26 protein-coding genes and 4 tRNA genes are annotated in these 25,941 nt (G+C 52.2%); 16 read left to right on the forward strand and 14 right to left on the reverse strand.

Annotated features, from left to right (window positions below):
* Positions 1-51: 51 nt before the first annotated feature.
* Positions 52-2,241 (reverse strand): sensor domain-containing phosphodiesterase, encoded by a 2,190-nt coding sequence (locus ACFK9X_RS16760; protein ID WP_001112944.1) that lies wholly within the window; start codon positions 2,239-2,241, stop codon positions 52-54.
* A gap of 190 nt (positions 2,242-2,431) precedes the next feature.
* A tRNA-Ala gene (locus ACFK9X_RS16765) sits at positions 2,432-2,507 on the reverse strand.
* A 221-nt stretch (positions 2,508-2,728) separates the two neighbouring features.
* Here ACFK9X_RS16765 and ACFK9X_RS16770 point away from each other — a divergent pair.
* Positions 2,729-3,091, forward strand: a complete 363-nt coding sequence (locus ACFK9X_RS16770; protein ID WP_086811590.1) for a YfeC-like transcriptional regulator — start codon at positions 2,729-2,731, stop codon at positions 3,089-3,091.
* A gap of 1 nt (position 3,092) precedes the next feature.
* Entirely contained in the window at positions 3,093-3,485 is a 393-nt protein-coding gene (locus ACFK9X_RS16775; RefSeq protein WP_000826514.1) for a YfeC-like transcriptional regulator, read from the forward strand.
* A 53-nt stretch (positions 3,486-3,538) separates the two neighbouring features.
* Here ACFK9X_RS16775 and gltX read toward each other — a convergent pair whose 3' ends face one another.
* Complete coding sequence (gene gltX, locus ACFK9X_RS16780; protein ID WP_023245213.1) at positions 3,539-4,954, reverse strand: glutamate--tRNA ligase; 1,416 nt, start codon at positions 4,952-4,954, stop codon at positions 3,539-3,541.
* A 258-nt stretch (positions 4,955-5,212) separates the two neighbouring features.
* Here gltX and ACFK9X_RS16785 point away from each other — a divergent pair.
* The 3 genes from ACFK9X_RS16785 to ACFK9X_RS16795 all read left to right on the forward strand — a co-directional run bounded on the left by ACFK9X_RS16785 (position 5,213) and on the right by ACFK9X_RS16795 (position 5,489).
* Positions 5,213-5,288, forward strand: a tRNA-Val gene (locus ACFK9X_RS16785).
* A 45-nt stretch (positions 5,289-5,333) separates the two neighbouring features.
* Positions 5,334-5,409, forward strand: a tRNA-Val gene (locus ACFK9X_RS16790).
* 4 nt (positions 5,410-5,413) lie between these two features.
* Positions 5,414-5,489: transfer RNA gene (locus tag ACFK9X_RS16795), tRNA-Lys, on the forward strand.
* 214 nt (positions 5,490-5,703) lie between these two features.
* On the opposite strand, the gene ACFK9X_RS16800 is transcribed toward ACFK9X_RS16795, so the two are convergent.
* The 4 genes from ACFK9X_RS16800 to xapA are packed head-to-tail and all read right to left on the reverse strand — an operon-like array spanning position 5,704 to position 9,001.
* Positions 5,704-6,588: a LysR family transcriptional regulator gene (locus ACFK9X_RS16800; RefSeq protein ID WP_000438889.1), complete on the reverse strand. Its 885-nt coding sequence runs from the start codon at positions 6,586-6,588 to the stop codon at positions 5,704-5,706.
* Between the two features lie 51 nt (positions 6,589-6,639).
* Complete coding sequence (locus ACFK9X_RS16805) at positions 6,640-6,798, reverse strand: XapX domain-containing protein (RefSeq protein ID WP_000658727.1); 159 nt, start codon at positions 6,796-6,798, stop codon at positions 6,640-6,642.
* 58 nt (positions 6,799-6,856) lie between these two features.
* Entirely contained in the window at positions 6,857-8,113 is a 1,257-nt protein-coding gene (locus ACFK9X_RS16810; protein WP_151117092.1) for a nucleoside permease, read from the reverse strand.
* 54 nt (positions 8,114-8,167) lie between these two features.
* The gene (gene xapA, locus ACFK9X_RS16815; protein ID WP_017465501.1) at positions 8,168-9,001 is read right to left on the reverse strand and encodes a xanthosine phosphorylase; all 834 of its coding nucleotides are present in this window, start codon (positions 8,999-9,001) and stop codon (positions 8,168-8,170) included.
* Between the two features lie 255 nt (positions 9,002-9,256).
* Between xapA and ACFK9X_RS16820 the strand changes: the two genes are divergently transcribed.
* Positions 9,257-10,018, forward strand: a complete 762-nt coding sequence (locus tag ACFK9X_RS16820) for an outer membrane protein OmpK (protein ID WP_000722930.1) — start codon at positions 9,257-9,259, stop codon at positions 10,016-10,018.
* A gap of 61 nt (positions 10,019-10,079) precedes the next feature.
* On the opposite strand, the gene ACFK9X_RS16825 is transcribed toward ACFK9X_RS16820, so the two are convergent.
* Entirely contained in the window at positions 10,080-11,006 is a 927-nt protein-coding gene (locus ACFK9X_RS16825; RefSeq protein ID WP_001109831.1) for a LysR family transcriptional regulator, read from the reverse strand.
* Positions 11,007-11,095: 89 nt separating this feature from the next.
* On the opposite strand from ACFK9X_RS16825, the gene ACFK9X_RS16830 reads away from it, so the two are divergent.
* Positions 11,096-12,094 (forward strand): bile acid:sodium symporter family protein, encoded by a 999-nt coding sequence (locus tag ACFK9X_RS16830; RefSeq protein WP_000765569.1) that lies wholly within the window; start codon positions 11,096-11,098, stop codon positions 12,092-12,094.
* Here the strand turns inward: ACFK9X_RS16830 and ACFK9X_RS16835 are convergent.
* From ACFK9X_RS16835 to zipA, 3 genes are all read right to left on the reverse strand, one after another.
* Entirely contained in the window at positions 12,091-12,309 is a 219-nt protein-coding gene (locus tag ACFK9X_RS16835) for a DUF3820 family protein (protein ID WP_001519708.1), read from the reverse strand. The genes ACFK9X_RS16830 and ACFK9X_RS16835 overlap by 4 nt on opposite strands.
* Before the next feature lies 1 nt (position 12,310).
* The gene (gene ligA / locus ACFK9X_RS16840; protein WP_000433285.1) at positions 12,311-14,326 is read right to left on the reverse strand and encodes an NAD-dependent DNA ligase LigA; all 2,016 of its coding nucleotides are present in this window, start codon (positions 14,324-14,326) and stop codon (positions 12,311-12,313) included.
* Positions 14,327-14,397: 71 nt separating this feature from the next.
* The gene (gene zipA, locus ACFK9X_RS16845) at positions 14,398-15,384 is read right to left on the reverse strand and encodes a cell division protein ZipA (protein ID WP_000983126.1); all 987 of its coding nucleotides are present in this window, start codon (positions 15,382-15,384) and stop codon (positions 14,398-14,400) included.
* 231 nt (positions 15,385-15,615) lie between these two features.
* Here zipA and cysZ point away from each other — a divergent pair, with 231 nt between their 5' ends.
* From cysZ to crr, 5 genes are all read left to right on the forward strand, one after another.
* Positions 15,616-16,377: a sulfate transporter CysZ gene (gene cysZ, locus ACFK9X_RS16850; RefSeq protein ID WP_151117094.1), complete on the forward strand. Its 762-nt coding sequence runs from the start codon at positions 15,616-15,618 to the stop codon at positions 16,375-16,377.
* A gap of 163 nt (positions 16,378-16,540) precedes the next feature.
* Positions 16,541-17,512, forward strand: a complete 972-nt coding sequence (cysK, locus tag ACFK9X_RS16855) for a cysteine synthase A (protein ID WP_000036904.1) — start codon at positions 16,541-16,543, stop codon at positions 17,510-17,512.
* A 395-nt stretch (positions 17,513-17,907) separates the two neighbouring features.
* Positions 17,908-18,165, forward strand: a complete 258-nt coding sequence (gene ptsH / locus ACFK9X_RS16860; RefSeq protein WP_000487600.1) for a phosphocarrier protein Hpr — start codon at positions 17,908-17,910, stop codon at positions 18,163-18,165.
* Positions 18,166-18,213: 48 nt separating this feature from the next.
* A complete protein-coding gene (gene ptsI / locus ACFK9X_RS16865; protein ID WP_000623118.1) occupies positions 18,214-19,941 on the forward strand; it encodes a phosphoenolpyruvate-protein phosphotransferase PtsI in 1,728 nt (575 codons plus the stop codon).
* A 40-nt stretch (positions 19,942-19,981) separates the two neighbouring features.
* Positions 19,982-20,491 (forward strand): PTS glucose transporter subunit IIA, encoded by a 510-nt coding sequence (gene crr / locus ACFK9X_RS16870; RefSeq protein ID WP_000522253.1) that lies wholly within the window; start codon positions 19,982-19,984, stop codon positions 20,489-20,491.
* Positions 20,492-20,640: 149 nt separating this feature from the next.
* On the opposite strand, the gene ACFK9X_RS16875 is transcribed toward crr, so the two are convergent.
* Together ACFK9X_RS16875 and pdxK are read right to left on the reverse strand one after the other, a co-directional pair.
* The gene (locus ACFK9X_RS16875; protein WP_000844541.1) at positions 20,641-20,880 is read right to left on the reverse strand and encodes a hypothetical protein; all 240 of its coding nucleotides are present in this window, start codon (positions 20,878-20,880) and stop codon (positions 20,641-20,643) included.
* The gene (pdxK, locus tag ACFK9X_RS16880; protein WP_000529613.1) at positions 20,877-21,743 is read right to left on the reverse strand and encodes a pyridoxine/pyridoxal/pyridoxamine kinase; all 867 of its coding nucleotides are present in this window, start codon (positions 21,741-21,743) and stop codon (positions 20,877-20,879) included. The genes ACFK9X_RS16875 and pdxK overlap by 4 nt, the downstream gene beginning before the upstream one ends.
* Positions 21,744-21,855: 112 nt before the next feature.
* On the opposite strand from pdxK, the gene ptsJ reads away from it, so the two are divergent.
* The 4 genes from ptsJ to ACFK9X_RS16900 are packed head-to-tail and all read left to right on the forward strand — an operon-like array spanning position 21,856 to position 24,873.
* Positions 21,856-23,148 carry a transcriptional regulator PtsJ gene (gene ptsJ / locus ACFK9X_RS16885; RefSeq protein WP_080214634.1) on the forward strand — a complete coding sequence of 431 codons (1,293 nt, stop codon included), beginning with the start codon at positions 21,856-21,858 and terminating at the stop codon, positions 23,146-23,148.
* A gap of 14 nt (positions 23,149-23,162) precedes the next feature.
* Positions 23,163-23,882 (forward strand): GMP synthase, encoded by a 720-nt coding sequence (locus tag ACFK9X_RS16890; protein WP_001263757.1) that lies wholly within the window; start codon positions 23,163-23,165, stop codon positions 23,880-23,882.
* 58 nt (positions 23,883-23,940) lie between these two features.
* Positions 23,941-24,321 (forward strand): YfeK family protein, encoded by a 381-nt coding sequence (locus ACFK9X_RS16895; RefSeq protein WP_000710730.1) that lies wholly within the window; start codon positions 23,941-23,943, stop codon positions 24,319-24,321.
* 12 nt (positions 24,322-24,333) lie between these two features.
* Positions 24,334-24,873, forward strand: coding sequence for a transglycosylase domain-containing protein (locus ACFK9X_RS16900; protein ID WP_001119686.1), 540 nt, complete (start codon positions 24,334-24,336; stop codon positions 24,871-24,873).
* A gap of 130 nt (positions 24,874-25,003) precedes the next feature.
* Here the strand turns inward: ACFK9X_RS16900 and cysM are convergent, their stop codons facing one another.
* The gene (gene cysM, locus ACFK9X_RS16905) at positions 25,004-25,915 is read right to left on the reverse strand and encodes a cysteine synthase CysM (protein WP_151117096.1); all 912 of its coding nucleotides are present in this window, start codon (positions 25,913-25,915) and stop codon (positions 25,004-25,006) included.
* Positions 25,916-25,941: the final 26 nt, after the last annotated feature.

Consider the following 25,941-nt stretch of genomic DNA (forward strand, 5'->3'; position numbering starts at 1 on the left):
TCTGCGTTTAATGTAGAAACCGGGGAGCTATCCCCGGTTTTTTTATGCCGCTTATTTGCCTAACGGGCGCGGGCGGCCAATCAGATATCCCTGCAAACTGTGTACGCCAAGCTGCAATAGCAGATCGCGCTGCGCAGGCGTTTCAACAAACTCAGCCACGACGCTCAACGATTTCGCTTTCGCTAAATCAGTGATGGATTTCACGATCATCGCATCCAGGGAGTCCGTCAGAATATCTTTTACGAAACAGCCGTCGATTTTAATGATGTCCGCCTTGAGGCGTTTTAGCCGTTCATAGTTTGCATAGCCGGTGCCGAAATCATCAATGGCGATTTTTAGGCCAAACTTACGCAACTGGTTGATATTGTGCATACTGATTTCGGAATGAGAGAAGGCCTGTTCTTCAGTAATTTCGATGATGACCGAAGCAGGCGGGACGCCATAGCGTTTAAAAAGCTGCATAATGCGTGACGCCGTCTCTTTTTGCAGCAGCGTCAGCGGCATCAAATTAACCGAGAAACGCGCCCCCTGCTCCGCCGAAGGATGCGCGGACAACCATTGCAGGAGCGCTTCCATCACCTGCATATCAAACCGTACGCTCAGGTTAAACTGGGCGATAAGCGGAATGAACTGATTGGGCATCATGATACCGTCGTCGCACCGAAGCCGCGTCAGAATCTCGTCATACCCTTTTCCCTGCGAGTCGCGAATGGGTTGCGCATACAAAACCAGCGCGCCGCGCTCCAGCGCCTGACGGATTTTCTGCAACCGCAGCACCCGTTCCGTCGTCTGCCCGGAAGCGGCTTCAATACTCTGGGTCAGTGCAAGCACCCGACGGTGCGAACAGGATTGCTCCGCCAGCCAGCTTAATTGCCCCAACAGCGGTTGCAAGGTTTCCTGGCGACCATCGAATGTTCCCCACGATGCGCCGTATTCCATGTCCAGACCGGTATTGTTCCAGTAAATTTTGCGGTTATTAAGCACATTGAGCATATATTGCAGGCGGGCTTCCGTCTCCGGTCCCGTCAATACCAGCAATAACTCACTGCCCGGCAGATGGAAAATTTTCTCCTTTTCCAGCAGCAGCGGCTGCAACACGCGAAACACCTCGCGTTCGCAATGCACGCGCATCTGCATACCGTAATGACGGCTCAGAAATTCCAGGTTTTCCATGCGTAGATAACACACGCTTTGCCCGGCATCCTGTAAAAGAAACTGCTCCAGCGCACGCAGGTTAGGCAGTTGCGTCAACGGATCGGTTAATGCCTGCGAGTGCCACTGTCGATTCAACCATTCGCTACGCTGATTAATCCGCGCCATGTACAACAAACAAATACTAAAAGAAATGAGAACTGAAAGGATAAATGCCAGCGAATATTCTGAGCCCACGCCCTGCAGAAAATTGCGGTTATAGCTAAGCAGGAATAGCGCAGTGAGAGCCCAACTAAAATTCAACAGCGGATAGCTGATTTTCCCCACGCCGATGGTAAATCCAATGAACAGAACTGGCACCAGATAGCCAGCAATATACTTTGTCTCGAAAGGCGTACACAGCACCGCTAATAGCGTCGCCAGAGTGGCAAACCAGAGAAGCGTAAACAGGCGTTTTTCTTTGGCGAGATAAGGAGCGACATCCCTCCGCCAGAAAATACGAATATAGTGCGGGCTGACTATCATCCGCAGCGGATAATAGAAAAAGAGGGTAAAAATAAGCGCGGCAGAAATCAGACTCAATAAATCAACAATCGAGAAAATAGCGGTGCCGGTGCCAAAGAAGGTAGAGATTGTCACCGGGAAAGCCAGGTAGTGCCCCGCCAGATGCATACTGATTTTTATGCCAAACGGCGTCATTAACCCTAACCAGAAAACGCGTAGCCAGATGCCTTGGTTGGGTATTCCGTAGCGCCAGCGCGCGCCCAGCTGCCAGCGTACGATAGCGCAAACCAGCAACACGGGAAACGTCTGGCAAAATAGCAGCACCATCGCCTGTGGCAGAGGTAAATGAAAATTCCATTCATTAGTCAACATCATTCCGCCTACCATCGGCGCGACGCCACGGCGGCCAAATAAAAACAGCACGGAAAACATGACGCAGAGCGGTAGCCAGGCCAGAAAGATATAGCTGGAATCAATTGTGGCGCGGGGAGAAATGAGACGAGATAGCAGAATAGCCGGAACGGTCAGGCAGAAGGCCAGTAAGAATATTTTTATATTTTTTAATACGTTACACTTATCCGGCATTGCTTTAATGCTCACATCATTATATAAGGCGCATGAATAATAAGTATATTCGCATTATGAAGCAATCTAACAAAAGCTCATATTGACCGCAAAAGCAGCGGCAAACAAACGCACCTGAAGAGCAGATCAGAGGCCATAAATTTTGTGACAAAAAGCAAAAACCCCCGCTTTTCAGCGAGGGTTTGAATGTTGGTGGAGCTAAGCGGGATCGAACCGCTGACCTCTTGCATGCCATGCAAGCGCTCTCCCAGCTGAGCTATAGCCCCACTACGTAAAGCTTGTCGAGTTGACGGGCGGCATCATATGAATTCCCTCGGCATGTGTCAACGGCAAAATGAACTTGCCGAATTCAATCGCTGAAAAAGCATTCAAATAAAGGACATTGCGGCACAACTCGCATTCAGTAGTTAAACACGTCACGGTTTCGACTAAAATGGTGCTATAAAATGAACCACTAATTAACCCCACGACTATTCAGGGAATCGTTATGTTCAAGGAACGGATGACGCCAGAAGAACTCGCTAATCTCACCGGTTACAGCCGACAAACCATCAATAAATGGGTACGGAAAGAAGGCTGGGCAACATCGCCCAAACCTGGCGTCCAGGGCGGTAAAGCCCGTCTGGTTCATGTAAACGAACAGGTTCGTGAATATATCCGCAGCGCTGAACGTTCAGTTGACCATCACGCAGACACATTTATGCCTGCCAGCAACGCATCGCTTGAAGCGCTGCTCATGACGCTTGCCAAAGAGATGACCTCATCCGAGCAGAAACAGTTTACCTCTCTCCTCGTGCGTGAAGGGATTACCGGTTTGTTACAACGCTTAGGGATACGCGATAGCAAATAATATGAAAAGATTACGCAGTAAAATGACCACTGAAGAGCTGGCTGAATGCCTCGGCGTGGCCAGACAAACCGTCAATCGCTGGATCAGAGAACAACACTGGAAAACCGAAAAATTTCCCGGCGTCAAAGGCGGACGCGCAAGACTCATCCATATTGATGCCAGCGTGCGGGAGTTTATTCTCAATATTCCGGCTTTTCGCAAACTGCCTGCGTTTTATCAGGCGGAAGAGGCTTTCGCAGAATATGCGAACGCGGCGCACAGTCACGCTTATCGACAAATTATTGATGCCGTTGAAAATATGTCTGCTCAGGAACAGGAAAAACTGGCGCTGTTTTTATCGCGGGAAGGTATTCGCGGATTTCTGACGCGTTTAGGTATCAATGAGGCGGACTAACAAAGAATAAACGGCAGGCGTCTGCCCTGCCGTTTATTCTATTTCAGCTGGCGTTACTGCTGACTTTCACGCTCGGCGATAAAGCCTAGCGCTTTGTTGATACGCTCAATGCTGCGGGTTTTACCAATCGCATGTACGGTGACATCCAGCGCAGGCGACTGCCCGGCACCGGTCACAGCCACACGCAGCGGCATCCCCACTTTACCCATCCCCACTTCCAGCTCATCCGCCGTGGCCTGAATCGCGTGGTGGACGTTTTCTGCTGACCAGTCCGTAATCTCCGACAGCTTGTCGCGCACCACTTCCAGCGGCTGACGCGCCACCGGGCGGAGGTGTTTTTTCGCCGCATCGGCGTCAAACTCGCTGAAGTCTTCATAGAAGTAGCGGCAGCTCTGCGCCATCTCTTTCAGAGTTTTGCAGCGCTCGCCCAGCAACTTCACCAGTTCAGCAAGCTGCGGGCCGTTACGGGTGTCGATATTTTCCTGCTCGATATGCCACTGCAAATGCGTCGCCACATATTCCGGCGCCAGCGTATTGATATAGTGGTGGTTCAGCCACAGCAGTTTATCGGTGTTGAACGCGCTCGCAGACTTGCTCACCGCACCGAGGGAGAACAGCTTGATCATCTCTTCGCGAGTGAAGATTTCCTGATCGCCGCTGGACCAGCCCAGACGCACCAGATAGTTCAGCAACGCTTCCGGCAGATAACCGTCATCGCGATACTGCATCACGCTCACCGCACCGTGACGTTTAGACAGCTTTTTACCGTCGTCGCCGTTAATCATCGACACATGCGCGTACATCGGCACCGGCGCGTTTAACGCTTTCAAAATGTTAATCTGGCGCGGAGTATTGTTGATATGGTCTTCGCCACGAATCACATGGGTAATTTCCATATCCCAGTCGTCAACCACCACACAGAAGTTGTAGGTCGGCGAACCGTCGGTACGACGAATGATCAGATCGTCCAGTTCCTGATTGCTGAATTCGATCGGGCCACGGATCTGATCATCAAAAATAACGGAACCGTCCTGCGGGTTAGCAAAGCGCACCACGCATGGCTCATCGTCGTCATGATGTTCGTGACTGTGACGGCAACGCCCGTCATAACGCGGCTTCTCGCCTTTCGCCATCTGCTCTTCACGCAGTTGCTCCAGACGCTCTTTAGAGCAGTAGCATTTATAGGCTGTTCCCGCCTCCAGCATCTCGTCAATCACCGCGTTATAGCGTTCAAAACGTTTGGTCTGGAAATATGGGCCTTCGTCCCATTCTAGGTTCAGCCAGTTCATACCATCCATGATGGCTTCAATGGCTTCCGGCGTGGAACGCTCAAGATCGGTGTCTTCAATACGCAGCACGAACTCACCGCCGTGGTGACGTGCGAAAAGCCAGGAATAAAGAGCAGTACGCGCGCCGCCGACGTGCAGATAACCTGTCGGGCTAGGCGCGAAGCGAGTTTTGATTTTCATGAAATGGCCTTACGTTTATAAAGATGCCGACAACCGGCAAATCCTGGAAAGATGAATAGCCTTGTATTCTATCACTGTGGCTTGATTCCTCAATGTTGATCCGGTCAGAACACTGCGCTTTGCTATTTCCGTATAGAAATCATGCAGTGCGGGGTAATTCACGATCGTTTTGTTTAATTTTACGACGAACAAACAAAAACTTTAGAAAATGCGTTGACTCATTTTCAACTCTCCCTATAATGCGACTCCACACAGCGGGGGTGATTAGCTCAGCTGGGAGAGCACCTCCCTTACAAGGAGGGGGTCGGCGGTTCGATCCCGTCATCACCCACCAACTACTTTATGTAGTCTCCGCCGTGTAGATAAGAAATTGAGAAGTGGGTGATTAGCTCAGCTGGGAGAGCACCTCCCTTACAAGGAGGGGGTCGGCGGTTCGATCCCGTCATCACCCACCACTTCGGGTCGTTAGCTCAGTTGGTAGAGCAGTTGACTTTTAATCAATTGGTCGCAGGTTCGAATCCCGCACGACCCACCAATGTAAAAAGGCGCCCTAAAGGCGCCTTTTTGCTATCTGCGATTTATAAGATTCGAACCTGCCGCAGGTTCGGGTCTTGCCTGATGCGCTGCGCTTATCAGGCCTACAGACGACACTGCACACGTAGGCCGGATAAGACGTTAATCGCCATCCGGCACAGACGACACCGCACACGTAGGCCGGATAAGACGTTAGTCGCCATCCGGCACAGACATCATACCGTCAACGCCGCCACCAGTTTCTCCAGTGCTGGCGTTGCCTGCTGCTGGTCATACACAATATACAAATCCGCCGGAATACGTTCCTCTAACGGACGGAACACCACACCCGGCCAGCTCATTTGCGCATAGCCATCAGCCATCAACGTAATCCCGATCCCCATACTGATCATCGCCAACACCGTTTGCGGCTCAACCACTTCCCGAATAATCATTGGCGAGAAACCCGCCTGTTGGCATACACGTTGTAAAAATCCCCAATCAGAATGTACGGAAGGCAACGTAACAAAATATTCATTGCGCAACGCCGACAGCGGCACAGAATCTCTGGATGCCAGATCGTGATCTTCCGGAACTGCAACCATGAATGCAGATTCATGCAAACGTATGCTGGTAAAACCGACTGCCGGTTCGATAGCCATACGCCAGATCCCTGCATCAAGTTCCCGACGCTCTAACAACGCCATTTGCATACCTGGAGACTTTTCGCGAAAAAGTACTTCAACATTGGGATTTACTTTCAAAAAGTGACGCATCGCAGGACGCATTCTTCCCCACAGCGCCGTACCAACCACACCCAGTTCAATGCGCCCCGCTTCACCGCGACCAATCTGCTCCACTCGCGCCAGCGCCTGATTTGCATTGGCTAACAAGCGACGTGACTCCTCCATTAAAACTTTCCCGGCATGGGTTAATGCAACGCTGCGGGAATGACGAATAAACAGCAATGTACCCAGTTGCTGTTCAAGTTCTTTGATATGGATACTCAAGGGAGGTTGTGACATATTTAACCGGGCAGCAGCCCGGCCAAAATGCAATTCTTCTGCAACAGCGAGGAAATAACGTAATAGCTTTAGATCAATACGATGGGCTCGTTCCATCACTATCGCACTCCAGGAATAAGGGATAACGTCTGGAATTTACCATATTACCTAGTAAAAAATAGATTTAACGACAAGATACCCAATATACATAAATACAATAGATAATACCCCGGGTAAAACATTTGGTGCGGGAATAGGTATACGGCATAAAGTAAAAAATGCGCCAATACCAAATCCAATACCGGAGGAGAGAATAATTTCTTTCATACTGTGTCCTTGTTCATAAAAATGGACTGGCGAACATCCTCTCGCCAGTCAAATAAAATTAATGTGCTAATGATTTGGTCGACAGTTTTTCTGGATGGTGCTGATATTTAAAGAACAATGCAAAAATAACGGCCAATGCCAGAGCGTAGGCGGCAAAAACCAGCCAAATGGTTTGCCAATCTTTTACACCATCAATAGAAAAATAATCCACGGCCATACCGCTTAAAAGAGACCCAATCCACGCCCCCACGCCGTTAACCATGGTCATAAATAGCCCCTGCGCGCTGGCGCGAATACTTGAGTCCACCTCCTGCTCTACAAATACTGACCCTGAGATGTTGAAGAAATCAAATGCGCAGCCATAAACAATCATCGACAGCAGCAGTAGCACAAAGCCAAACGGGGATGGATCGCCAAAGGCAAAGAAGCCGAAACGCAACGTCCACGCCAGCATACTCATCAGCATTACCGTTTTAATACCAAAGCGTTTAAGGAAGAACGGAATGGTGAGGATAAAGCCCACTTCCGCCATCTGCGAAACTGAAAGCAAGATAGAGGGATACTTCACCACAAAACTATCGGCAAACTCAGGATTACGGGCAAAATCATGCAGGAACGGATTACCGAAGACATTGGTAATTTGCAGCACCGCCCCCAACATCATCGCAAACAAAAAGAAGATTGCCATGCGTGGATTTTTAAACAGAACAAAAGCATCCAGTCCGAGCTTACTGACAAGCGTGGTGTTCGCCTTCTTCTCGGCTACCGGAATTTTCGGTAACGTCAGCGCATACAGGGCCAGCAATAACGATGCGCCAGAAGCGATGTATAATTGCGCACTGCTCAGTTCCAGCCCCATCAGGCTCACCGTCCACATCGCAACAATAAAACCTATTGTGCCGAAAACGCGCACGGGCGGAAATGACGTTACCGGATCCTGACCTGCTTTCGCCAGACAGGAGTACGAAACGCTATTGGGTAATGCAATCGTTGGCATATACGCCATCGCATTAACCAACATCACCCAGAACATCGTCTGGGGATCGGTAACGGTGGTGGCGTACAATAACGCCCCCGCGCAAACCAGATGGCAAAGCATGTAGGCTCGCTCAGCGCGCAGCCATTTATCAGCAATGATCCCCATAATGCCCGGCATGATAATCGCTGCCAACCCTTTTGAGCTGTAGACCATACCGACATTCGCGCCGGTAAAATCCAGAGTGTTGATCATGTAAGAGCCCAGGGTAACCAGCCAGCTCCCCCAGATAAAATATTGCAAGAACGACATGACTTTTAAGCGGGACGTAATACCCATTTTTTATTCCTTGCCGTGAGATAAAGCCCCAATACGGGGCCGTAGTCATTGTGGTTAGGCCAGCTTACGTAAAAAGCCGCAAATCAGATTTATAAAGTTCTGCCGGGAAAGTTCAGCCGCCGCCAGCGTTTGCGCATGGGAGAGTTTTACATCGCCCAGCCCTTCCGCCAGATTGGTGATCGCTGAGACGGCAACAACTTTGAGACCACAATGACGTGCGCTAATCACCTCAGGGACAACGGACATTCCGACCACATCGCCGCCAATAATCTGCATCATGCGGATTTCTGCCGCCGTTTCGAAGTTCGGACCCGGATAAGAAACAAATACGCCTTCAGTGAGGGGGAATCCCTCCTCTGCCGCAACGGACTGAAGCATGGCGCGATAATCTGCGTCATAAGCATTAGCCAGCGAGAAGAAGCGATCGCCATAACGATCATCGTTTGGCCCCACCATCGGCGTACCGGGCATCGTATTAATGTGATCGCTAAGCGCAACCAGGCTACCCGGCCCCACTTCCGGACGCAGAGATCCTGCCGCATTGGTGCAGAACAACACTTCACAGCCCAGTAATTTCAACGTGCGAATGGCATCGGTCATCACCGCCATTCCACGCCCTTCATAAAAATGTCCGCGGCCTTTCATACAGGCCACCGGAACCCCCGCCAGATGGCCGAGCACCAGTTCACCAGCATGGCCGTGTACGGTGCTGACGGGAAATCCCGGCAATTTCTCGTAAGAAATGGCTACCGCATCTTCGATTTGATCCGCCAGAGCACCCAACCCGGAGCCTAAAATAAACGCGACGCGCGGGGTAAATGCCGGTTTATGTGCATGAATAATATCAACACAATACTCAGGATTATGAGAAAAAATAGCGTGAGGCATAAGTTTCCTTGTTCTATCGGATTTAATTTGACTCCTTTTTATAACGACCATCGCCCCTTGCTGACCAATACACTTTTCACGTGTCATCAATAGCCATTTAATATCGATAGATTTAGATCGCTTCTGTATTAATACAGAGGGAAAACAGTATTGGTTTTTGCTTGCACTTCATATTAACAATATGCCGCTTTCATATTTATAAATTGCCTCTTTTTAATTAACCCATTAATAATTATCGGCATAGGGAAATATGCTATGAAAAAAATTCTTACTCTAACGCTTTCTTCTTTACTCATTATTCCCGCACTCACCCATGCGGAATTTAAAGGCGGGTTCGCCGATATCGGCCTCCATTACCTCGACTGGACATCAGACACCACGGAAAAAACCAGTAAAAAATCCCATAAAGATGATTTTGGGTACCTGGAACTGGAAGGCGGAGCGAATTTTAGCTGGGGAGAAATGTACGGGTTCTTCGACTGGGAAAATTTTTACAATGGCCGCCACGCTAAACCAGGCAGCGAACAGCGTTACACCTTTAAAAATACCAACCGTATTTATCTGAGCGATACAGGATTAAACCTCTATCTCCATGCCTACGGGACGTACGGTTCACCTCATCGCGCTAATTTCCATGATGACATGTTTCTCTATGGTTTAGGCTATAACTTCACGGGTAACGGTTACTGGTTTAAACCCTTCTTTGCCAAACGTTATACCGATCAGACCTACTACACAGGCGATAATGGTTATGTATTAGGTTGGGTGGCCGGCTATAGCTTCTCGTTGGGTAGTGAGAAATTCAGCGTAACGAACTGGAATGAGTATGAGTTTGACCGCGATGCGTCCTACGCTGCGGGCAATGGCGGGAAAGATGGCATTAATGGCGCAGTAGCGCTGTGGTGGAATGCGACTCCTCACCTGACCGCAGGAGTACAATATCGTTACGCTGATAATAAGTTAGGAGAATCCTTCCTGCAGGATGGCATTATTTATTCCATCAAATACCTGTTTTAACACACAGCCCTGTCAAAAATGGCAGGGCAAGACCGCACCTCACACACGGACAGATAGATATTTATAGCTGATACAGCGGATCTTTCGCCCTCGCGGCGGTTAATTCGCTGGCCTGAGTACGCACCACGTCCCACAACGCCTGCGCCGCCGTGGAGAGCGATCGGTTTTTTCGCCGCGCCAGCATGAGCTGCCTTTCAACTACGGGCGTCAGCCGTTTAACCTGTAAGTGGCTGCCCTGCGGGAGCGGTAACGCCAGCGCGGGCAGCACGCTGATGCCGATTCCCGCTTCCACCATTGGAAACAGCGTGGCCGGGTGACCAATCTCCTGCACGATATCCGCCTCAATAGCAAAATGGGCCAGCGCCGCATCAATCAGCGGTCGACTGCCGGAAGCATAATCCTGTAAGACCAGCGAGGCCTGTTTAAGATCCTGCCAGCTTACCCATTCCTGATGCGCCAGCGGATGATCCTGGCGACACAACAGTAAAAAAGGCTCTGATAAGATGGCTTCACACTGTAAATCCACCGCTGCGCCGGGATCGATAACGATGCCAAAATCCACTTCACCCTGGCGGATGCTCTCCAGCACCCACTGCTGCGGACGATCGTGCAATACAAAATCAATAGCGGGATAAAGTGAATTACTTTGGGCAATGCATTGCGGAATAAGATGCGCAGAAATGGTTTGGCTCGCGGCAACGCGCACGGTGCCGGTTAATTGTGTCCCTACTCTGCCTGCATCGCGCAGTATGCTGTTCAGTTCATCAAGCACCCGCTCCAGACGCGTCGCCAGTTGTTGCCCCGCCTCGGTCAGCACCACCTCACGCGTGGTGCGATCCAGCAGTCTGACGCCGGTTTGCCGCTCCAGCTCTTTTACGCTATGACTGACCGCAGACTGGCTCAGTCCAATCCTGTCCCCTGCCCGACTGAAACTTTTGGCCTGGGCGACGGTAATAAAAATACGCAGTTGACGCAGTGAATAGTTCATCGACTAGATTCATATATAGATGCAATAAATCAATTTTATTTCTCAAAGCGAAAAACGCAAAATAGCTGCACCGACTTTCAGGAGTTTTTATGAAACTTTTTCGTATCCTTGACCCTTTCACGCTGACACTTATCACCGTGGTACTACTGGCCTCTTTTTTCCCGGCGGAAGGCGGCTTTGTGCCTGTCGTTGAAGGCATTACGACAGCGGCCATCGCTCTGCTGTTTTTTATGCATGGCGCGAAGCTTTCGCGTGAAGCGATCATCGCTGGCGGCAGCCACTGGCGGTTGCATCTGTGGGTCATGTGCAGCACTTTTGTGCTCTTTCCTGTCCTCGGCGTACTGTTTGCCTGGTGGGCGCCTGTCAATGTCGACCCTATGCTCTACAGTGGCTTTCTGTATCTGTGTATTTTGCCCGCCACCGTGCAGTCTGCGATTGCGTTTACTTCACTCGCGGGCGGTAACGTCGCGGCCGCGGTGTGCTCAGCGTCTGCGTCCAGCCTGCTGGGCATTTTCCTGTCGCCGCTGCTGGTCGGTCTGGTAATGAATATTCATGGCGCGCAGGGCAGTCTGGAAGAGGTGGGCAAAATTATGCTGCAACTGCTGCTGCCTTTTGTGCTGGGACACCTGTCTCGCCCGTGGATCGGCAATTGGGTCGCGCGCAACAAAAAGTGGATCGCGAAAACGGATCAGACCTCTATTCTGTTGGTGGTCTACTCGGCGTTCAGCGAAGCGGTGGTCAACGGCATCTGGCACAAAGTCGGCTGGGGATCGCTGCTGTTTATCGTCGTGGTCAGCCTCATACTGCTGGCGATCGTCATAGCCATTAACGTCTTTGTCGCCCGTAAATGCGGCTTCAATAAAGCCGACGAAATCACTATTGTCTTCTGCGGTTCGAAAAAAAGCCTGGCCAACGGGATCCCGATGGCCAATATTCTGTTTCCGACGTCAGTGCTGGGTATGATGGTATTACCGCTGATGATCTTCCACCAGATCCAACTGATGGTCTGCGCAGGGCTGGCGCGGCGCTACAAACGCCAGACCGAGAAGTTACAGGCGCAGCAGGAAAGCCGCGCCGCGAAAGCTTAAAGCGGGCGTTTCAGGGGCTGTACCAGTTGCGTCAGCCCCTCGGTTTTAATCAGCAGCGTGATTTGCATCAACTCCCCTAGTTTACCCGCCGGAAATTGATCTTTACGGGCAAACCACAGCAAATACTCTTCCGGAAGGTCGATCAATCGACGTCCCTGATATTTGCCAAAGGGCATCACGGTGTTGGCGATTTCAACCAGCTGCTCTTTTTCCATCTCAGGCACCCAGTAAGCGGATCATTTCCGCTTCATCAATCACGGTAATACCCAGTTCCTGCGCTTTGGCCAGTTTGGAGCCCGCCGCTTCACCGGCAATCACCAGATCGGTTTTCTTCGATACGCTGCCTGCCACTTTCGCGCCCAGCGCCGCTAAACGCGCTTTAGCGTCATCGCGGGACATCTGGCTCAGGCTACCGGTTAGTACCACGGTTTTACCGGCAAACGGGCTATCGATCTCTTGCACATTAATGACTACCGGCGCGGGCCAGTGAACCCCTTCCGCCAGTAGCTGCCCAATCACGTCACGATTGCTCTCTTCGGCAAAAAAGTTAAAGACGTGCGTAGCGACCACAATCCCCACGTCGGGTACTTTCTGCAACTCGTCAATGGTAGCGGTCTGCAGCGCCTCCAGCGTGCCGAAATAAGCCGCCAGCCCCGCCGCCGTCGCTTCACCCACTTCACGGATGCCCAGCGCATAGAGAAAACGCGCAAAAGTCGTCGCTTTGGCTTTTTCCAGCGCGTTTACAACATTTTGCGCGGACTTTGGCCCCATTCGGTCCAGGCCGGTCAGTTTACCCGCCGTCAGACGGAACAGATCCGCTGGCGTATGGACATACTCCCTTTCCACCAGTTGGTCGATGATCTTATCGCCCATCCCGTCTACATCCATCGCCCGGCGCGACACAAAATGTTTCAGCGACTCTTTACGCTGCGCGCCGCAAATCAGCCCGCCGGTACAACGGGTAACGGCTTCGCCTTCAACGCGCTCTACGTCCGATCCGCACACCGGACAGTGCGTTGGAAACACAATCGGACGCGTCTCTTCAGGGCGTTCGGACAGAACCACGTTGACCACCTGAGGGATCACATCGCCTGCCCGACGGATAACCACCTTATCGCCAATGCGCAAGCCAAGTCGCTCAATTTCATCGGCATTATGCAACGTGGCATTGCTGACCAGCACACCAGCCACCTGAACCGGTTCCAGACGCGCCACCGGCGTAATCGCCCCAGTGCGCCCGACCTGAAACTCAACATCGCGCACAAAAGTCATCTGCTCCTGAGCAGGAAATTTAAACGCCACCGCCCAGCGCGGCGCGCGGGCCACAAAGCCCAGCTGTTCCTGCAAAGCCAGCGAGTTGACCTTAATCACCACGCCGTCGATATCAAAACCGAGCGTGGGGCGATCTTTTTCGACGTTGCGATAAAAATCCAGAACCGCCTGGGGAGAATCGCACAGCGTCACGCGATCGCTGACCGGTAACCCCCACGCTTTAAATTGCAGCAAACGTCCCAGATGCGTATCCGGCAACTCGCCGCCTTCCAGAATACCGACGCCGTAGCAGAAAAATGTTAGCGGTCGCTTCGCCGTAATACGCGGATCGAGCTGACGCAGCGAGCCCGCCGCCGCGTTACGCGGGTTAGCAAACACTTTGCCGCCAGTGCGGCGCGCGTCTTCATTGATCTTTTCAAACCCGGCCTGCGGTAAAAATACCTCTCCGCGAACTTCAAGACGCGCCGGAATGTTATCGCCGTGCAGCTTTAACGGAATGGCGCGAATCGTGCGCACGTTTGAAGTGATATCTTCACCGGTGGTGCCGTCGCCACGCGTCGCTGCGCTCACCAGCACGCCGTTTTCATACAGAATGCTGACCGCCAGGCCATCCAGCTTTAGCTCGCAGCACCAGATGACATTTTCCGTGCTTTTTAGACGATCCTGCACTCGCTTGTTAAACGCCAGGAAGCTTTCTTCATCAAATACGTTATCGAGCGACAGCATCGGTACTTCATGGCGAATCTGGTTGAATGCCGTCAGCGGCGCCGCGCCAACGCGCTGCGTGGGCGAATCCGGCGTGATAAGGTCCGGACGTTGCGCCTCCAGCTCTCGCAGTTCCCGCATCAGGCGGTCATATTCGGCGTCGGGAATCTCTGGCGCATCCATCACATGATACAGATATTCATGATGGCGAAGCGTGGTTCGCAGTTCTGTCAGTTGTTGTTCGATTGGTTCCATATCACACCATCAATGATAAAAAACCCCCGACAGGCGGGGGTTACGTTAAAAATGTCACACCTGCGTTAACCTCAGGCGTTAGCGTCCATCACCTCGCGGATGCGGTCCTGATATTCGCGCAGTTTCTGCGGCGTCATCATCCGACGCTGGTCATCCAGCACGACGCCACCGACCTCATCAGCGATATGCTGCGCGGATTGCAGCATCAGCTTGAAATTCTGCAGCGCATCGCCGTAAGACGGTACCTGCATAAAGATAGTGACGCCAGGCGTAGTGAAGTCCGTCATTTCAGGATCGAACGTTCCCGGATTGACCATATTCGCGAGACTGAACAAGGCCGGGCCGCTGCCGTCCGGGCTCAAATGACGATGGAAAATATTCATATCGCCAAATTTAAAGCCTGACTGCTGAATACTGTTCAGTAACACTTCACCATTAAGCTCGCTGCCATGATGGGCCGCGACGTTCATAATGATGACCGCCTCTTTACGCTGCGGTTTTTCCACAACCGGCGCTTCTTCCACTACCGGTTCCGCCTCAACCACAGGTTCCGCAGGCTGGAAGGTTTGCGCTGATGGCGGCGGCGCGGGCTGCGCAACAGGCTGCGGCGCTTGCGACGGCGGTGCAGGCTGCTGTTGCGGCGGCTGTACCGGCGGCGCAGATGGCTGAACCTGCTGAGGCTGCGGCGCAGGTTGGACCGGTTGCTGAACCGGCTGTTGCATCGGCGCTTGCGGCTGCGGCGGCGCCGCTGGACGCGGTTGCGCAGACGCATAAGGCGGCTGGTACTGGTGTTGCGGCGACTGACGAGGGGCATCATGCTCCTGCGACTGGCCGGGGGCATGATTTACGCGGTGAACACGAACTTCACCCACGCCTTCGTCTTCTTCGACATCGTCGTCATACGAGTCGTCGTCGCGTTTCGATTTCATGCGTTTTAGTGGACGATCGCGGAACATAGAAGATCGTTCTTTACGGCTGGTCCAGAAACCATGTACCAGTAAAGCGATTATGGCGATCGCGCCAACAATGATTAATATCAGACGCAAATCCTGCATCATTATATTCTCTGTTGTTCTAACACCTTGCCACCACGGCAAACATTTACTCACTAAGAGTATTTGCCGATTACGTCAAGTGCAAGTGTACTGTTGGCTTTCGCAGCATAAAGATGAAGGAAAATGTGCTTTTTGCTGTTTTTTCGAACATTTCCGAACTATCCACCGTCTGATAACCGGGTAAGATATCCCACGTTTACCCAGGGCTTTAAGAAAAAGGAGTATGTCCTGAATATGGTTTCATCATCCACAACCGTACCACGTAGCGGCGTCTATTATTTCTCGCAAGGATGGAAGTTAGTCACCCTACCGGGAATCCGCCGCTTTGTTATTTTACCTTTGCTGGTCAACATTGTGCTGATGGGCGGCGCATTTTGGTGGCTGTTTACCCAGCTTGACGCCTGGATACCTTCGTTGATGAGTCATGTGCCGGACTGGCTGCAATGGCTGAGCTATCTGCTGTGGCCGATTGCGGTTATCTCTGTTCTGTTGGTCTTTGGCTATTTTTTCTCTACCCTCGCCAACTGGATCGCCGCGCCGTTTAACGGCCTTTTAGCCGAACAGCTTGAGGCGCGGTTAACCGGCGCCACGCCGCCAGATACCGGCATACTCGGCATCATGAAAGATGTACCGCGCATTATGAAACGTGAATGGCAAAAGCTGGCGTGGTATCTGCCGCGCGCTATTGTGCTGCTGGTTCTCTATTTTATTCCTGGCATTGGCCAAACCATCGCGCCGGTGCTGTGTTTTTTGTTCAGCGCCTGGATGCTGGCGATCCAGTATTGCGACTACCCGTTTGATAACCACAAAGTGCCGTTTAAAACGATGCGCGCCGCGTTGCGCACGCAGAAGGTGGCGAATATGCAATTTGGCGCGCTCACCAGCCTCTTTACGATGATTCCGGTGCTTAACCTGTTCATTATGCCTGTCGCCGTCTGTGGCGCGACGGCAATGTGGGTTGATTGCTGGCGTGCTAAGCACGCGTTATGGAAATAACGTAAAAATGTATAAATAAGAGATGGCTTATGCTGTCTCTTATTCCATACTGATAACCATTATTTCCCATCAGCATATAGATATGCGAAATCCTTACTTCCCCATATCTGGCTGGAAGGTATGCTGGGAAGGTATCCCAATTTCATACAGTTAAGGACAGGCCATGAGTAAGATTTATGAAGATAACTCGCTGACTATCGGTCATACGCCGCTGGTTCGACTGAACCGTATCGGTAATGGACGCATTCTGGCGAAGGTGGAGTCGCGCAACCCGAGCTTCAGCGTCAAGTGCCGTATCGGCGCCAATATGATTTGGGATGCCGAAAAGCGTGGCGTACTGAAACCTGGCGTGGAACTGGTGGAGCCGACCAGCGGCAACACCGGTATTGCGCTGGCGTATGTCGCCGCCGCGCGCGGTTACAAACTCACCCTGACCATGCCGGAAACCATGAGCATTGAACGCCGCAAGCTACTCAAAGCATTAGGCGCGAATCTGGTGCTGACCGAAGGGGCGAAAGGGATGAAAGGCGCTATTCAGAAAGCCGAAGAAATTGTCGCCAGCGATCCGCAAAAATATCTCCTGCTCCAGCAGTTCAGCAACCCTGCCAACCCGGAAATCCATGAAAAAACCACCGGCCCGGAAATCTGGGAAGACACCGATGGTCAGGTGGATGTGTTTATCTCCGGCGTCGGCACTGGCGGTACGTTAACCGGCGTCACGCGTTATATCAAAGGGACGAAGGGTAAAACCGATCTTATCACCGTTGCGGTAGAACCCACTGACTCCCCGGTTATTGCCCAGGCGCTGGCTGGTGAAGAAATCAAACCGGGCCCACATAAAATTCAGGGCATCGGCGCAGGCTTCATCCCGGGCAACCTGGATCTGAAACTGATTGATAAAGTGGTTGGCATCACCAATGAAGAAGCCATTTCTACCGCGCGCCGTCTGATGGAAGAGGAAGGTATTCTGGCGGGAATTTCTTCCGGCGCCGCGGTTGCTGCAGCGCTTAAGCTGCAGGAAGATGAAAGCTTTACCAATAAGAATATTGTGGTTATCCTACCTTCATCAGGTGAGCGTTATCTGAGCACCGCGTTGTTCGCCGATCTCTTTACTGAGAAAGAACTGCAACAGTGATGCCAGCATGTTAAAAACGCGTAAAAAAGCACCTTTTTGGGTGCTTTTTTGTGGCCTGCTTCAAACTTTCACCTCACCTGGCATTGATTCACCCTGCCGGAACTGGTATTTAACCAGACTAATTATTTTGATGCGCGAAATTAATCGTTACAGGAAAAGCGTTAGCTGAATCGATTTTATGATTTGGTTCAAATCTTCCTTTCGCGGCATAATGTTTAATGACGAGCGAAACGTCAGCGGCCATAAGTTGCCAGCTAAGTTGCCAGCAACGGATTGCGTAGAACACCTTTTGTGTCGCGTCCCGTTTACGCCGGCGCTAACAATACAGGCTAAAGTTGAGCCGCCAGGCTAGACTTTAGTTCCACAACACTAAACCTATAAGTTGGGGAAATACAATGTTCCAGCAAGAAGTTACCATTACCGCTCCGAACGGTCTGCACACCCGCCCTGCTGCTCAGTTTGTTAAAGAAGCAAAAGGCTTCACTTCTGAGATTACTGTGACTTCCAACGGCAAAAGCGCCAGCGCGAAAAGCCTGTTTAAACTGCAGACTCTGGGCCTGACTCAAGGCACCGTCGTCACCATCTCCGCAGAAGGTGAAGATGAGCAGAAAGCGGTTGAACATCTGGTCAAACTGATGGCGGAACTCGAGTAAGTTTTTTTCCGGGTTCTTTTAAAAATCAGTCACAAGTAAGGTAGGGTTATGATTTCAGGCATTTTAGCATCCCCGGGTATCGCTTTCGGCAAAGCACTGCTGCTGAAAGAAGACGAAATCGTCATTGACCGGAAAAAAATTTCTGCCGACAAGGTTGATCAGGAAGTTGAACGTTTTCTGAGCGGTCGTGCCAAGGCATCTGCGCAACTGGAAGCGATCAAGACAAAAGCTGGTGAAACGTTCGGTGAAGAAAAAGAAGCCATCTTTGAAGGGCATATTATGCTGCTCGAAGATGAGGAGCTGGAGCAGGAAATCATAGCCCTGATTAAAGATAAGCACATGACGGCTGACGCAGCCGCACATGAAGTTATCGAAGGTCAGGCCACTGCCCTGGAAGAACTGGATGACGAATACCTGAAAGAGCGTGCGGCTGACGTACGTGATATTGGTAAGCGCCTGCTGCGCAACATCCTGGGTCTGGCCATTATCGATCTGAGCGCGATTCAGGAAGAAGTTATCCTGGTTGCCGCTGACCTGACGCCGTCAGAAACTGCACAGCTGAACCTGCAGAAAGTGCTGGGCTTCATCACCGACGCGGGCGGACGCACGTCTCATACCTCCATCATGGCGCGTTCTCTGGAACTGCCAGCGATCGTAGGTACCGGTAGCGTCACCTCTCAGGTGAAAAACGGCGACTATCTGATTCTGGATGCCGTAAACAACCAGGTTTACGTCAACCCGACCAACGATGTTATTGAGCAACTGCGCGCCGTCCAGGAGCAGGTTGCGACCGAGAAAGCGGAACTTGCAAAACTGAAAGATCTGCCGGCAATCACGCTGGATGGACATCAGGTTGAAGTTTGCGCCAACATCGGTACCGTTCGCGACGTTGAAGGCGCTGAGCGTAACGGCGCGGAAGGCGTTGGTCTGTATCGTACTGAATTCCTGTTCATGGATCGCGACGCGCTGCCGACGGAAGAAGAGCAGTTTGCCGCCTATAAAGCGGTCGCTGAAGCGTGCGGCTCGCAGGCGGTTATCGTCCGTACCATGGACATTGGCGGCGACAAAGAGCTGCCGTACATGAACTTCCCGAAAGAAGAGAACCCGTTCCTGGGCTGGCGCGCCGTGCGTATCGCCATGGATCGCAAAGAGATCCTGCGTGACCAGGTTCGCGCGATTCTGCGTGCCTCCGCTTTCGGTAAATTGCGCATTATGTTCCCGATGATCATCTCTGTTGAAGAAGTTCGCGCGCTGCGCAAAGAGATTGAAATCTACAAACAGGAACTGCGTGACGAAGGTAAAGCATTTGACGAAAGCATTGAGATTGGCGTGATGGTGGAAACACCGGCTGCGGCGACAATTGCGCGTCATTTAGCCAAAGAAGTTGATTTCTTTAGTATCGGCACCAATGATTTAACGCAGTACACCCTGGCAGTTGACCGTGGTAATGATATGATTTCACACCTTTACCAGCCAATGTCACCGTCCGTACTGAACTTGATCAAGCAAGTTATTGATGCTTCTCATGCAGAAGGTAAATGGACTGGCATGTGTGGTGAGCTTGCAGGCGACGAACGTGCTACACTTCTGTTGCTGGGGATGGGTCTGGACGAATTCTCTATGAGCGCCATTTCTATCCCGCGCATTAAGAAGATTATCCGTAACACGAACTTCGAAGATGCGAAGGTGTTAGCAGAGCAGGCTCTTGCTCAACCGACAACGGACGAGTTAATGACGCTGGTTAACAAGTTCATTGAAGAAAAAACAATCTGCTAATCCACGAGATGCGGCCCAATTTACTGCTTAGGAGAAGATCATGGGTTTGTTCGATAAACTAAAATCTCTGGTTTCTGATGATAAGAAAGACACCGGAACTATTGAGATTGTTGCCCCGCTCTCTGGCGAGATCGTCAACATCGAAGACGTGCCGGATGTAGTTTTTGCTGAAAAAATCGTTGGTGATGGCATCGCTATCAAACCAACCGGTAACAAAATGGTCGCCCCTGTTGACGGTACCATCGGCAAAATCTTTGAAACCAACCATGCGTTCTCTATCGAATCCGATAGCGGCATTGAGCTGTTCGTTCACTTCGGTATCGACACCGTTGAGCTGAAAGGCGAAGGCTTCAAGCGTATTGCTGAAGAAGGTCAGCGCGTGAAAGTTGGCGATCCGGTCATCGAGTTCGATCTGCCGTTGCTGGAAGAAAAAGCCAAGTCTACCCTGACTCCGGTTGTTATCTCCAACATGGATGAAATCAAAGAACTGATCAAACTGTCCGGTAGCGTGACCGTGGGTGAAACTCCGGTTATCCGCATTAAGAAGTAATTCTTGCCGCAGTGAAGAATGGCGCCTTTGGGCGCCATTTTTTTTGCCTGTACTTGCGCCGCCATCCGGCGATGGTGTGGCGCACTGCCTGATGGCGCTACGCTTATCAGGCCTACAAGGTTGCGAACATTTCAGCGCCAATCCACGGGTTACAACTGCGAGGTCACCGGGCGAAAGCACTTCTCGCGCATCAGGATCTTCATCCCATCCGGGCCACTCTCCAGCATCCTGCGTTCGGAATCGGACACTTGCAGCTCGCACTGATAGCCGCCAGTGATGCCAAACATCGCTCGCGCCACGCAGATATCTTCCAGCGCGTCCAGCCCGCTCGTTTCAAAATGCCCCACGATACGCCCCTGCTGGCGAACTACCAGCCGATAACTCTTCATCGCGCCTCCCCTGCCGGCGGCAGAATTAACTCATCACAGCCACACTGCTGTGTCCAGGTCATCACCTCCAGCACGCGCTGCGCCGCATCTTTTGCCGCGGTCGTCAGTTTTTTTCCCTGCACAATACCGCTGACCAGCTCGGCGCAGAAGAGATCTCCCGTCCCTTTTAATTCCGTCGCCACCCGCGGATGGGCAAAGACCTCCACGACCTGCGCAGTAACGACCGCAACCGTTATGGTCTCCAGAGACTCGCCCGGCGCGCTGGTGATAACCACCCATTTCAGCGTATCGGAAAGCAGCGATTGCGCCGCCGCCACCGCCTCTTCCAGCGTGCGGCACGGTTTACCACTCAGCATCTCCAGCTCAAATACGTTCGGCGTTAGCCCCTGCGCCTGCGGCAACAAATGTGTGCGATAAGCCTGCGGAATTTCCGCCTGCACATACATTCCACTGTCGGTATCGCCAATGACCGGATCGACAAGAATACACACCTCCGGATGCGAAGCCCGGATCGCCATTAGCCACTTCGAAAGCAAGACAATTTGGTCTGCGCTGCCCATGTAACCGGTGGTAATCGCTTTTAATTCACGTAGCGCATCGCGCTCATTCAACGCCGTAAGGTAGCCTGCAAACCACTCGGCGGGAATAATGCCGCCATAAAAGGTTTTATAGTGCGGCGTATTGCTGAACAGCACCGTCGGGACCGCCGTCACGCGTAGTCCCTGCGCTTTAATGGCCGGAACAGCGATACTGTTGCCTACGCTGCCGTACACGACCTGTGACTGGACGGCGACGATATCGGTCTGTAATGCCCGATGGTTGTCGTCGAAGAGCACTGACTGAATATCACTCTCTTGTCCCATAAAATTTTCCTCTCGCTGGACAGCAGGCTACCGCCTCATTATCATTATCATTATCATTATCATTATCATTATCATTATCATATGCTAAAATTCATTTTGTCATAGGTCAATAATGATCGACGGAAAAACCGCTAACGAAATTTTTGACAGTATCCGTCAACACATTATCGCCGGCACGTTACGGGCGGAGGATTCGCTCCCGCCGGTACGGGAGCTGGCAAGCGAATTAAAGGTGAACCGCAATACCGTCGCAGCGGCGTATAAACGGCTGATAACGGCGGGACTGGCGCAAAGTTTAGGCCGCAATGGGACGGTGATTAAAGGCAGTCCGTCTCCCGTAGCGCTGGAAGGCGGCGATCCGCATACGCCTCTGCACGACCTTTCCGGCGGCAATCCCGATCCGCAGCGTCTGCCTGACCTTAGCCGTTATTTTGCCCGTCTCAGCCGCACGCCGCATCTCTACGGCGATGCGCCCGTTTCCCCTAAACTACACGCTTGGGCGGCGCGCTGGCTACGGGATGCCACCCCCGTCGCAGGCGAAATTGATATCACCAGCGGAGCTATCGACGCCATTGAAAGACTGCTTTGCGCGCATCTGCTGCCGGGCGACAGCGTCGCGGTGGAAGATCCCTGTTTTTTAAGCAGTATCAATATGCTGCGCTATGCCGGTTTTAGCGCCAGCCCGGTCAGCGTAGATAGCGAAGGAATGCAGCCTGAAAAGCTGGAACGGGCGCTAAATCAGGGCGCGCGGGCAGTGATCTTAACGCCGCGCGCGCACAACCCTACCGGCTGTAGCCTGAGCGCTCGCCGTGCCGCTGCGCTGCAAAATATGCTGGCGCGTTACCCTCAGGTACTGGTCATTATCGACGATCACTTCGCCCTGCTTTCTTCGTCGCCCTGGCAGCCGGTTATTGCGCAGACAACGCAACACTGGGCGGTGATACGCTCCGTTTCCAAAACCCTCGGCCCCGATTTACGTCTTGCTATTGTCGCCAGCGACAGCGCGACCTCGGCAAAACTTCGGCTGCGGCTAAATGCCGGTAGTCAGTGGGTCAGCCATCTGTTACAGGATCTGGTCTACGCCTGCCTGACCGACCCTGAGTATCAGCACAGGCTGACGCAAACGCGGCTGTTTTACGCCGCCCGGCAACAAAAACTGGCCCGCGCCCTACAGCAATATGGCATCGCCATTTCTCCCGGCGACGGCGTGAATGCCTGGCTCCCACTGGACACCCATAGCCAGGCTACCGCGTTTACGTTGGCAAAATCCGGCTGGCTGGTACGTGAGGGAGAAGCCTTTGGCGTAAGCGCGCCGTCTCACGGTCTACGTATCACGCTGTCGACATTAAATGACAGCGAGATCAACACGCTGGCGGCTGATATCCATCAGGCGCTAAATCGCTAACAGGAGAAAATAACGTGCGAGTTCATTTTGTTGTCCATGAGTCGTTTGAATCCGCTGGCGCTTATCTGAAATGGGCTGAAGATCGCGGTTATACCATTTCATGGTCGCGCGTCTATGCCGGAGAAGCGCTACCGCCCAATGCCGATGAGTTCGATATGCTCGTGGTATTTGGCGGTCCGCAGTCGCCGCGCACCACCCGCGAAGAGTGCCCGTACTTTGACTCTCGCGCCGAACAGCACTTAATTAATCAGGCGATTACGGCCCGGCGAATGGTTATCGGCATTTGTCTTGGTTCGCAGCTCATTGGCGAGGCGCTGGGCGCCGCTGTGTGCCAAAGTCCGGAAAAAGAGATTGGTCACTACCCTATTACGCTCACTGAAGCCGGTCTGCGGCATCCGCTTATCACCCACTTTGGCTCCCCGTTAACCGTCGGCCACTGGCACAACGATATGCCAGGACTCACCGATCAGGCGACCGTGCTGGCCGAAAGCGAAGGCTGTCCACGTCAGATAGTGCAGTACGGCAATTTTGTCTACGGCTTCCAGTGTCATATGGAATTTACCGTCGAGGCGGTTGAAGGATTAATCCAACATTCGCAGCAGGAGCTGGCTGACGCGCAAGGGAAGCGTTTTATCCGCTCGGTTGCCGAGATGCGCGCATGGGATTACCAGCAAATGAATGAAAAGCTGTGGCGTTTTCTGGATGAACTCACGCTGGCGCACTCACAGAAATAACCACACCAGGAGTGCAACTTATTACCCGGCTAACGGTCTGAGGTGCAGTGATTATCGCATGAAAAAGGATTTTACCATGAAGAAAATTGTCTGCGCCGTCGTTGCGCTCCTGCTAACCCTCCCCGCCTGGGCGAAGCTAAACGCCCACGAAGAAGCGCGCATTAACGCCATGCTGAATGCGCTGGCGCAGAAAAAGGATCTGACATTCGTTCGTAACGGTGATGCGCATAACTGCGAGGAAGCCGTATCGCACCTGCGCTTAAAACTGGGTAACACGCGCAATCGTATCGACACCGCCGAACAGTTTATCGATAAAGTCGCGTCGTCGTCGTCCATCACCGGAAAACCCTATATCGTTAAAATTCCCGGTAAAAGCGATGAAAACGCGCAGCCTTATTTACATGCGCTTATTGCGGAAACGGATAAGAATGTTGAGTAAGAAAAAATCATAATGCCAGGCGTGTTACTGTGGTTTTTTAAAGGCGTTATCGCGCTTCTGTTAGCGTTTGCTGTAGGGTTAATCGTTTACTATTATCTGGAAATTCGTCCCATAGCCCAGACCGCATTACAGAGCGCCTCTTTCTGGTTGTCCGAATCGCCGCAGACGCGTTTTTTGCGCCGCGCTACGGCCAAAATACACCCCAAATCTTATACTGCCAGATTGCTCTATACCCAAGCCGGCGTGGATGGGCATTTCAGGACCGCGATCTGGGTGTTCTGGTTGGACAGCCTGTACCGCGACGACGAGCTGTATGCCATGATGCTGGCGCAAGCGTATTATGGCCGGGATTCGCAGGGTAACGCGGTTTACGGTACGAAAAATGCGGCGTTAACGTTATTTCACGTACCAGTGACAGAGATGACCTGCCAGCAACAAGTACAACTGATTTATATGTTTAAAGCGCCGTCACTTTACCGGCCTGGTTCAGCCAGGCTGGTAGAAAGCAGCAAGCATTACATGACGCTTTGCCAGGAACAAATACAACAATAAGAACAACAGACGAGCTTTTATTATAAAAGGCGGCGGTAATGCGCTGGCGCACATAGAAAATCGGCAGGATATTCCCGCCTGTCAAAGGCGCCGTTGCCTGTGTTTATCCCAATCAGCTGAACCCATTAGTTTAAATCCCTGCCCCCTGGCTGAAATGCTCTTCACCAAACACGCCGGTCGAAAGGTAACGGTCGCCGCGATCGCAGATGATCGCCACCACTATCGCGCCGGGCGTGGCTCGTGCGACGCGTAACGCGCCCGCTACCGCGCCGCCGGAACTCACGCCGCAGAAAATGCCTTCACGAACGGCCAGTTCACGCATGGTGTTTTCGGCATCATTCTGATGAATATCCAGCACCTCATCTACCAGCGAGGCGTTAAAAATGCCCGGCATATATTCCGCAGGCCAGCGGCGAATGCCCGGAATACTGCTGCCCTCTTCCGGCTGTAGGCCAACGATGGTGACCGGTTTTTCCTGCTCGCGCAGAAAACGCGACACGCCGGTAATGGTGCCGGTGGTGCCCATGCTGGAGACAAAATGGGTGATTCGACCTGACGTTTGCCGCCAGATTTCCGGGCCGGTGGTGGTGTAGTGCGCATATGGGTTATCGGGGTTATTAAACTGATCGAGCAGTTTACCTTCTCCACGTTCAGACATAGCGAGCGCTAAATCGCGCGCCCCTTCCATTCCCTGCTCTTTAGTGACCAGAATCAGCTCTGCGCCACAGGCCCGCATTGCCGCCCGACGCTCCTGACTCATGTTGTCTGGCATCAACAGCTTCATGCGATAACCTTTCAGCGCGGCGATCATCGCCAGCGCAATGCCCGTGTTGCCGCTGGTCGCTTCAATCAGGACATCGCCCGGTTTAATTTCCCCGCGCTTTTCCGCCTCGACAATCATCGATAGCGCCGCGCGATCTTTCACCGATCCTGCCGGATTATTGCCTTCCAGCTTAACCCAGATTTCACTGCCGTTATCCGGCGCCAGACGTTGTAATTTGACCAGCGGCGTATTGCCGATGGTTTGTTCTAATGTATTCACGTTTTCAGCTCGTAAAAAAGCCCGGT

The sequence above is a fragment of the Salmonella sp. WC3 genome, assembly GCF_042932255.1.
Taxonomy (GTDB): domain Bacteria; phylum Pseudomonadota; class Gammaproteobacteria; order Enterobacterales; family Enterobacteriaceae; genus Salmonella; species Salmonella enterica.